Below are 8,854 nucleotides of genomic sequence, written 5' to 3' on the forward strand. Positions count from 1 at the left end.
CCAGTTCGTACGAGCCGCACTGAAAGCAACCATGTATCCTCGCTGAAAAGCCATTTCCTGCCTGCGAACATTCCGAAAATTAGGCATAAACGCTGTCGTTGGCCGCCGACCGTAATAATACCCATCCTCAAAGCCCTCGTAATCCGCAACGATGTTCCCCCGATAATTGTGAAACGCTACGTAGCGCCCCAGCAACCCGTTATCGTTTCCCAGTCCTTTCGGAAAACGCCGGGACGTCGAGTTCAGCAAGACCAGGTTAGTGTTCAGGCAGGCTGCATTCACGAAAATAATCCGGGCAAAGTACTCCGTCATCTGCTTTGTATGCGTATCAATCACCCGAACGCCGGTTGCTTTTCCTTTCGCGTCGTCGTAAATAATTGAGTGAACCACCGAGTCAGGCCGTAGCGTCAGTTTGCCGGTTTTGGCAGCCCAGGGAATTGTAGATGAATTGGAACTAAAGTAGCCGCCGTACGGACATCCCCGGTAGCACAAATGCCGCGCCTGACACTGCGCCCGCCCCTGGTCGTAGTGAATTTGCTTCGGCTCGGTCAGGTGGGCGCAACGACCAATGATAACGTAGCGATCTTTCCAGTGTTCGGCTACGCGCTTCTGAATGTGTTTCTCGACGCAGTTTAGCTCCCAGGGCTTCAGAAACTCGCCATCGGGCAGTGTTTCCAGGCCGTCTTTATTGCCACTGATACCCACAAATTTTTCGACATGACTATACCAGGGCGCTACGTCCTCATACCGGATCGGCCAGTCAATAGAAGCCCCATCACGACCAGGAGCGTCAAAATCAAATTTGCTCCATCGCTGCGTCTGACGGGCCCAAATCAGCGATTTGCCACCTACCTGATAGCCCCGAATCCAGTCGAATGGTTTTTCCTGAACGTACGGATGATCGGCGTCTTTTACAAAAAACTGTTGTGTACTCTCGTCCAGCGCGTAGCATTTGGTAGCGATGGGGTTTTCCTGATCAAAGGCTTCGGGCATTCGGTTCCGGTGCGAAAACTCCCATGGATTCAACGTAGCAGTTGGGTAATCAACTATGTGTTTTACGTCGCGCCCACGTTCCAGCACGAGCGTACGTAGTCCCTTTTCACACAGTTCTTTAGCTGCCCAGCCCCCGCTGATTCCCGAGCCAATCACAATGGCATCATAAGTACGGGCTGCTTTTGCATCGCCGTTGACATTCATATGCTAAAAACGTTTAGAGGTACGATATTACGCATTCCGTGACTGCTTAACAATATCTACTATTTCAGTCGATTTCTGTAAACAACTGTCGTTGCTTTTGGCTTATTCAGAGACGTACAACCAACAGCAACGTTATGAATGTAGAAATCCCCCCCCAGCATCAGGACGTCCAGCCGGGTATTGAAGCCCAACTGGACCCGCAGCCGATTGTGATTCGATCGTCGTACAAAGGGGCTAATAAGTTGAAAGATAAAGTTGCCCTCATCACCGGGGGCGACAGCGGTATCGGTCGAGCCGTGGCTGTTCATTTTGCCCGCGAAGGTGCCGACGTAGCGATTTCCTACACGCCCCGCGAAGAGACAGATGCCCAGAAAACCAAAGCCTTAGTCGAAGCTGAAGGACGTAAATGTCTGTTGTTGCCGGGCGATATTCGAAAAGAAGGGTACTGCTCCTACATTGTCGATGAAACCGTAAAGCAACTCGGTAAGCTGAACCTTCTGATCAACAATGCCGCCATCCAATTGCAGCACGAAACACTCGAAGAAGAAACGGACGAGGATTTGCTGGCTACCTATGAGACAAACATCTATTCGTTTTTCCGTGTAACCAAAGCAGCCGTTCCTCACCTATCGAAAGGCGACGCCATTATCAATACTACGTCGGTTACTGCTTACCAGGGCCGTGCCGATCTGCTGGAATACTCGTCAACGAAAGGCGCTATCATGACCTTCACGCGGGCCTTATCGAGCAACCTGATCACCAAAGGCATTCGCGTCAACGCCGTAGCACCTGGTCCTATCTGGACACCACTCAATCCGGCTTCGGTAAGTGCTGAAGAAGTGGCTGAGTTTGGTAAAGACGTACCGATGAAACGTCCCGGTCAGCCTGCCGAAGTGGCGCCAGCTTACGTATTCCTGGCATCGCAGGATGCTTCATACATTACTGGTCAGGTTTTACACCCAAACGGCGGTACTATCGTTAATGCCTGATTTATCATGGTGTCGGACGTACCTTTAGCCCGACACCGCAATTCTCAACTGTTATGGACCAAATGGAAGTTAAAACCAAGCCTCAGCATCAGGATGCACAGCCGGGCCTGGAATATAAAATGGACCCACAACCGATTTATATTCGGGACGATTACCAGGGTTCGGATAAGTTAAAAGATAAAATTGCCCTCATCACCGGGGGCGACTCGGGTATCGGACGAGCCGTGGCCATTCACTTTGCCCGCGAAGGTGCCGATCTGGCGATCATTTATCATCCACGTGAAGAAGACGACGCTCAGAAGACCAAAGAACTGATTGAGGCCGAAGGGCGCCGGTGTCTCCTGATTTCCGGAGATCTGAAGGAAAATACGTTCATTCAGGAAGCCGTTGATCTGGTAATTGATACGTATGGTCGCGTCAATATTCTGGTCAACAATGCCGCGAACCATGTAGAACAGAAGGAGTTTACGGATATTTCGGATCAGCAGATGCGCGAAACGTTTGAATTAAACATTCTGGCAATGTTCCGGCTTACCAAAATTCTGCTACCTTATATGGCTGAGAATGATTCCATTATTAACACAACCTCCGTTGTATCCTATCGAGGTAGCGAAGCGCTGATTGACTATGCATCGACGAAAGGAGCGGTTACGGCATTTACGCGTTCGTTATCCCAGAATTTAATTGAACGAAAAATCAGGGTTAATGCTGTGGCACCCGGCCCTATCTGGACACCCTTGATCGTGGCAACAAAAACGCTTAAGGAAGTGGGCGAATTTGGGAAAGACACGCCGATGGAACGGCCAGGTCAACCCGCTGAACTAGCGCCAGCTTACGTTTTTCTGGCCTCCGAAGACGCTTCATATTTTGCTGGTCAGGTCATTCACGTCAACGGCGGAGAAGTTATTAACTCGTAGTGATTCTGGTCGTTCACGCTTATCTTTATAGTCGTTCCGAACACCATTTCGGGACGACTTTTTTATATGGAAACAACGGCTCATGCGATCAAACCGGTGCCCAGGTATGGAAGGCTCCCGTTAATTGGCAATACGTTAGCGTTCTTCCGTAAGCCGCTGGAAACGTTATCAATTTTACAGCGTGAGCAGCAACGCATGGTGCATCTACGAATTGGCGGACGGCATCAGTATCTGGTCTTCAGTCCCGAAGACAGCAAGCATATCCTGCAGGAAAACCACCGAAACTACGGCCGTTCGCTCGCGTTTCAGGTTCTCAAAATCTTTCTGGGCAACGGACTACTTACCAGTGAAGGCGATTTCTGGCGTCGGCAGCGACGACTAACACAGCCTGCTTTTCACCGTCAGAAGTTAGCTGCCTTGACGCAAACCATGATTGCCGAAACAGCGGGATGGCTCGATGAACTGAACGAGCAAAATCGCCAGCAGCCGGTTAACGTATCGCAGGCGTTTATGGACGTTACGATGCGCATTGTTTGCAAAACGTTGTTTGGCTCCGACGTCGCTACGCAGCTTGATGGCCTGTCTTCTGCGCTCGATACGCTGAATTACATGGCCAATGATCGACTCGTGTCTCCGCTACGGGTACCTTTGAGCTGGCCTACGCCCGGCAATTTACGTTTTCGTCAGGCTGGAAAGCTAGTCGATACGTTCATTTACGGATTAATTGACCAACGCCGAAAAAACCAGGATTCTGGAGATGACTTGCTTGGCATGCTGCTTAGTACGGAAGATGAGGAAACAGGAGAACGCATGTCGGATCAACAACTACGCGACGAGTGCGTTACGTTGTTTTCAGCGGGTCATGAAACAACCGCCGTCTCAATGGCGTGGACACTCTATTTAATTTCCCAGCATCCGGACGTATTAACTCAACTACGTAATGAAAGTCAGCGGGTACTAGGTACCGCCAGAACCCCGAATCCCGATCTGTTCCGATCCCTGCCATATACTTTACAGGTTATTCAGGAGTCATTGCGATTATACCCACCAGCCTGGATTATGAGTCGTCTGGCACTCGGCAACGATCAGCTTGGCCCGTACACGATTCCGGCCGGAGCAACAGCGCTGGTTTGCCCCTACCTGCTTCATCGAGATCCTACCAGTTGGCCTGACCCTGAACGGTTTAAGCCAGAACGATTTGCACCAGGTGGTGAAAAAGATCAGTTACATTCGTATGCATACTTACCATTTGGCGGAGGGCCGCGTCTGTGCATTGGCAATCAATTTGCCTTGATGGAAATGCAGATCTTACTAGCCATGCTGGTACGGGAATTTGACATTCAGCCTGCTTTGAATCAGCAAATTACGCCCCGCCCACTCATTACGTTACGCCCCGATAAACCCATTAAAGTGCTTTTCAAATAATTCAAATTATACTTTTCAAAGAACATTCACATGTAACCGTTCCACGGATTACAATAATATACGCCTATATCAGAGTGTTAAGGCGATTATCTGAGAAAGGTCGTGAAACAGGCTTGTATCTTTCGTAGATAGTCTTGACTTTATGACACGTATTGCCAAACTTAGTCAATCCATTGATGTTCTAATTTCAGTTCACTTTAAAAGCGACACAATGAGACTACAAATTCATGCCGTGCGATTCACGGCCGATCAGAGCCTGTTAGATTTCATCCAGGCAAAGCTTGACAAGTTGGATACCTTTCATGACCGTATTATCAGCGGAGAGGTGTTTTTAAGGCTGGAAGGAGCCGACTCGAACAAAATCAAGGAAAAAATAGTCGAAGTCCGCCTGCTAATTCCGGGGAAAGAGATTTTCGTGAAAGAGCACGATAAAAGTTTCGAAAGCGCCACCGACCGGGTGATGGATGTGCTGAAAGATAAGCTTGTTCGCTGCAAACAGAAACGAAACGATATTTCCAGTCCGGCTATTATTGAGGCCAAAACCCGAATTGAAGAAGACGAGGTCGTTGACCTTGATGAGTTATAAATCAAAACCACTCAATACGTTGAAAGCCACCCCGTTCGGGGTGGCTTTCTCTTTTTCCTGTTCTGTAATGAAATCGGCTTAAAAGAAGCTGACTTCACAAATTATAAACCGAAGGCTTCTTTAATTTTATCGACAAAATCGAGTTTCTCCCAGGTAAACAGTTCAACTTCTACTTCCTTTGAGTGGCCGTTTGAACCAAATACCTTCTTTACAACTTCATTTTTACGACCCATATGTCCGTAAGCCGCAGTCTCCGAATAGATTGGATTACGTAGCTTCAGGCGCTGTTCAATAGCGTATGGGCGCATATCGAAGATCTGACCTACTTTTTCTGCGATTTCACCATCATGCATATCCACTTTAGCCGTGCCGTACGTATTCACGTATAGACCACAGGGTTTTGCCACACCAATCGCATAGGAAACCTGTACCAGCACCTGATCGCACAGACCGGCAGCTACGAGGTTTTTCGCAATGTGGCGCGTTGCATAAGCCGCCGAACGGTCTACTTTCGAAGGATCTTTGCCTGAGAAAGCACCTCCACCGTGAGCACCTTTGCCACCATACGTATCAACGATGATTTTCCGGCCGGTCAAACCTGTATCGCCATGCGGTCCGCCAATTACGAACTTACCCGTTGGGTTAATGTAGTACGTAATATCGTCGGTGAACAGTTTGTGCAGCTCCGTTTTTTGGGCAGATTTAACGCGTGGAATAACGATGTTGATGATATCTTCCTTGATTTTTTTCAGCATCGTTTCGTCATCCGCGAAATCATCGTGTTGGGTCGATACAACAATTGTGTCAATGCGAACGGGCTGATGATCGTCCGAGTATTCAATCGTTACCTGCGATTTGGCGTCGGGACGCAGGTACGGCATCAATTCTTTTTCGTTGTTACGAATGTTCGACATCTGCCGCAGAATATCGTGAGCCAGGTCGAGCGGCAGAGGCATGTAGTTATCCGTCTCGTTAGTAGCATAACCAAACATCATCCCCTGGTCACCAGCGCCCTGTGCGTTTGCTTTCGACTCAAAATCGTCGCCTACTACCTGACGGTCAACCCCCTGGTTAATATCGGCAGACTGATCGTGTAACGCTGAGAAGATTCCGCAGGAGTTGGCTTCGAACATGTACTCGCTCTTGGTGTAGCCAATTTTACGAATTACCTCACGTGTGATTTTCTGAACGTCTAGATACGTATCCGTTTTTATTTCTCCGGCCAATACAACCTGGCCAGTAGTGACGAGCGTTTCGCAGGCAACTTTACTGGAAGGGTCGAACGCCAGGAAATTATCTATCAGCGCGTCAGAGATTTGGTCAGCGACTTTATCGGGGTGTCCTTCAGAAACGGACTCGGAAGTGAAAAGATAAGGCATTGATACTCCGTATGACTTGGTTTATTCCACAAATCTACAAGTTTCTCAGAAGGTGACAATACATTGCAGTTGGAGTCGGCCGATCAGTTGGACAGCTTTCGACGTATTACGTCGAAGAATGCATATACAAATGGCCAGAAGGGTAACGTAGCAAACAGACGAAGTTCATCGATAAAGCGCGTATCTTCATCTAAAAATGCAAAAATACGTCGTGAATTTTCTGTGTAAACCAGCGTAAACACATCGTCGGCCGGATGGCGCTTTTTTTCGAGTACATTCAAAAATATACTATCGTAAAATTTAAACCGGCGCTTGAACCACGGTACCCGGCGGTTGGGTTTACCGGTTTCTACCAGGCTGCGAACGATGCTTTGCAGGTAACGCTGTGTTCGCTGAAAAGTATATCCGGTTGAGGCTTTGGTGAACCCACCGGCGGTGCCGATTCGCACAATGTGTTCCGACGGATTTTCTTTTGTTGCCTCGTCCGACATTGGAATTACGCCGTATTCCGTTTCGCTGATTTTGTACTCCCCTGTATCCAGATATTGTTCGATATACCGCCGTAGTACCCTGTCGTATTCAGCCTCAGGAAGTAATTTTTCATTGAAGAGCGTAAATTCGACCAGCGCTGTCTTTTCGTTAAAAGGTAGTACATAAACAAAGCGGCAATCGCCGTTCTGTTCTACCCGGAAATCCATGATTTCCGGCAGTTGTGGATCAAAGCATGGTTTTTCGGTAGTAATGACCCAACCTTTAAAATGCTGGAGCAGGTTATGGTTTTCGGGTTGATCCAGTTTCAGAGCGAACGTACTGTCGAATACGTAGTCAGCGATATAAGGTTCATCGTTGGCTATGACAAATCCGCCCTGGGGCGTGTCCTTGATCCGATCAATGGTAGCTTGTTTCCGTTCAATGTTGGGCCATTTTGCCAGTTCATTCTCCATGAAATCGTAGAAGTCGATACCACGTAGCATTTTATACTGGTATTTCCCCATATCTATTGGGCCGGCATACGTAGTGCCATGAAAATTTACGCGGTTCCATTTACGAAACAGAATAGACTCGAATGCATATGGGGGTGATGACTTCGTGTTACGTTCCCAGAAACACCAGGTCCGGTCATTCTGGTTTTTACGTTCACGATCCAGAATCAAAATGGATTTAGTACGTAACGGAGACTGAAGTAAGTAGTAAGCCAGGCTCAAACCTGCCATTCCACCTCCGGCAATGATGAAGTCATATTTTTTCATGCAGTAAAGAAAGAGTCCGAACCGATGGTCCGGACTCTCCTAAATAAGAAACGAATGTATCTAATTGTTTAAAAATGATGAATAGATAACGTACAATGAGTAAGGATGAACCTAGATCTCTAATTCCTTTTCCATTGATTACTGTACGATGCAAATTCGCCCATTTTAAACATTTACGTGCTTTTCAGCGTGATAGCTCGACCGAACCAACGGTCCTGATTCAACGTATTTAAGTCCGCGTTTTAGTCCTTCTTCACGGTACATCGCAAACGTATCGGGATGAATCCATTCGATTACTTCGTGATGCATTTTAGTTGGTTGCAGGTATTGACCCAGTGTCAGTACGTCCAGCCCATTTTCGGCCAGATCGTCCATTGCTTTAAACACTTCATCGTGGGTTTCGCCAAGCCCGAGCATAATACCTGATTTGGTACGTTGCCCGTACACTTTTGTCCGCCGAATCTGCTCCAGACTTCGTTCGTAGCGAGCCTGTGGTCGTACACGACGATAAAGCCGTTCTACGGTTTCCATATTGTGAGAAACGACTTCCTGTCCGGCTGAAATCATGCGCTCAAGCGCTTCCCAATTGCCTTTCGTGTCTGGAATAAGCGTTTCGATGGTCGTGGTGGGCGATGCTTCTTTGATAAGCCGTACGGTTTGGTACCATATTTCGGCACCCCGATCTTTCAATTCGTCGCGATTGACCGACGTAATGACGGCATGTTTAACCTTCATCAATACGATGGCTTCGGCTACACGCCGGGGTTCGTCGGTATCGTATTCATTTGGGCGACCCGTCGCTACAGCACAGAAGGTACAACTGCGCGTACATACATTACCCAGAATCATGAACGTAGCGGTGCCCGCACCCCAGCACTCTCCCATATTCGGGCAATTGCCACTCTCGCAAATGGTGTGGAGTTTATGTTCATCCACCAGCTTGCGCACTTTGGCATATTCAGGACCGATAGGAAGTTTTACACGTAGCCAGTCGGGTCGTTTTTTTCGTTGTTGTTCGGAGGGTATTACAGGTAGTTCGATCATAGCTCCTAATCCTTTCCAGCAAAATTCGTTTTTCGGGCGTAAAGTTCAAAAAGCAGAGGGCGAAGGG

8 protein-coding genes are annotated in these 8,854 nt (G+C 48.1%); 4 read left to right on the forward strand and 4 right to left on the reverse strand.

Annotated elements, in window-relative coordinates:
* On the reverse strand, nucleotides 1–1,197 hold a 1,197-nt coding region (locus ACOJS8_RS02430; RefSeq protein WP_420146937.1), incomplete at its 3' end, for a GMC family oxidoreductase N-terminal domain-containing protein.
* Nucleotides 1,198–1,301: 104 nt separating this feature from the next.
* Here ACOJS8_RS02430 and ACOJS8_RS02435 point away from each other — a divergent pair.
* The 4 genes from ACOJS8_RS02435 to ACOJS8_RS02450 all read left to right on the forward strand — a co-directional run bounded on the left by ACOJS8_RS02435 (nucleotide 1,302) and on the right by ACOJS8_RS02450 (nucleotide 5,114).
* Nucleotides 1,302–2,186, forward strand: coding sequence for an SDR family oxidoreductase (locus ACOJS8_RS02435; RefSeq protein ID WP_420146944.1), 885 nt, complete (start codon nucleotides 1,302–1,304; stop codon nucleotides 2,184–2,186).
* A 53-nt stretch (nucleotides 2,187–2,239) separates the two neighbouring features.
* On the forward strand, nucleotides 2,240–3,103 hold the full coding sequence (locus ACOJS8_RS02440; protein WP_420146938.1) for an SDR family oxidoreductase: 864 nt from the start codon (nucleotides 2,240–2,242) through the stop codon (nucleotides 3,101–3,103).
* Between the two features lie 66 nt (nucleotides 3,104–3,169).
* Entirely contained in the window at nucleotides 3,170–4,528 is a 1,359-nt protein-coding gene (locus tag ACOJS8_RS02445) for a cytochrome P450 (protein ID WP_420146939.1), read from the forward strand.
* A gap of 211 nt (nucleotides 4,529–4,739) precedes the next feature.
* Entirely contained in the window at nucleotides 4,740–5,114 is a 375-nt protein-coding gene (locus ACOJS8_RS02450) for an HPF/RaiA family ribosome-associated protein (protein WP_420146940.1), read from the forward strand.
* A 101-nt stretch (nucleotides 5,115–5,215) separates the two neighbouring features.
* Here ACOJS8_RS02450 and metK read toward each other — a convergent pair whose 3' ends face one another.
* The 3 genes from metK to lipA form a co-directional block, all read right to left on the reverse strand.
* Nucleotides 5,216–6,493 (reverse strand): methionine adenosyltransferase, encoded by a 1,278-nt coding sequence (metK, locus tag ACOJS8_RS02455; protein WP_420146941.1) that lies wholly within the window; start codon nucleotides 6,491–6,493, stop codon nucleotides 5,216–5,218.
* Nucleotides 6,494–6,576: 83 nt separating this feature from the next.
* Nucleotides 6,577–7,743 carry a lycopene cyclase family protein gene (locus ACOJS8_RS02460; RefSeq protein WP_420146942.1) on the reverse strand — a complete coding sequence of 389 codons (1,167 nt, stop codon included), beginning with the start codon at nucleotides 7,741–7,743 and terminating at the stop codon, nucleotides 6,577–6,579.
* A 165-nt stretch (nucleotides 7,744–7,908) separates the two neighbouring features.
* A complete protein-coding gene (gene lipA / locus ACOJS8_RS02465; RefSeq protein WP_420146943.1) occupies nucleotides 7,909–8,787 on the reverse strand; it encodes a lipoyl synthase in 879 nt (292 codons plus the stop codon).
* Nucleotides 8,788–8,854 lie beyond the last annotated feature (67 nt).

It is taken from the genome of Spirosoma sp., from assembly GCF_048594605.1.
Taxonomy (GTDB): domain Bacteria; phylum Bacteroidota; class Bacteroidia; order Cytophagales; family Spirosomataceae; genus Spirosoma.

Coding starts and splice junctions, on each gene's coding strand:
- ACOJS8_RS02450 (WP_420146940.1), top strand. CDS start 4,740: ATGAGACTACAAATTCATGCCGTGCGATTCACGGCCGATCAGAGCCTG.
- metK (WP_420146941.1), bottom strand. CDS start 6,493: ATGCCTTATCTTTTCACTTCCGAGTCCGTTTCTGAAGGACACCCCGAT.
- ACOJS8_RS02440 (WP_420146938.1), top strand. CDS start 2,240: ATGGACCAAATGGAAGTTAAAACCAAGCCTCAGCATCAGGATGCACAG.
- ACOJS8_RS02445 (WP_420146939.1), top strand. CDS start 3,170: ATGGAAACAACGGCTCATGCGATCAAACCGGTGCCCAGGTATGGAAGG.
- ACOJS8_RS02460 (WP_420146942.1), bottom strand. CDS start 7,743: ATGAAAAAATATGACTTCATCATTGCCGGAGGTGGAATGGCAGGTTTG.
- lipA (WP_420146943.1), bottom strand. CDS start 8,787: ATGATCGAACTACCTGTAATACCCTCCGAACAACAACGAAAAAAACGA.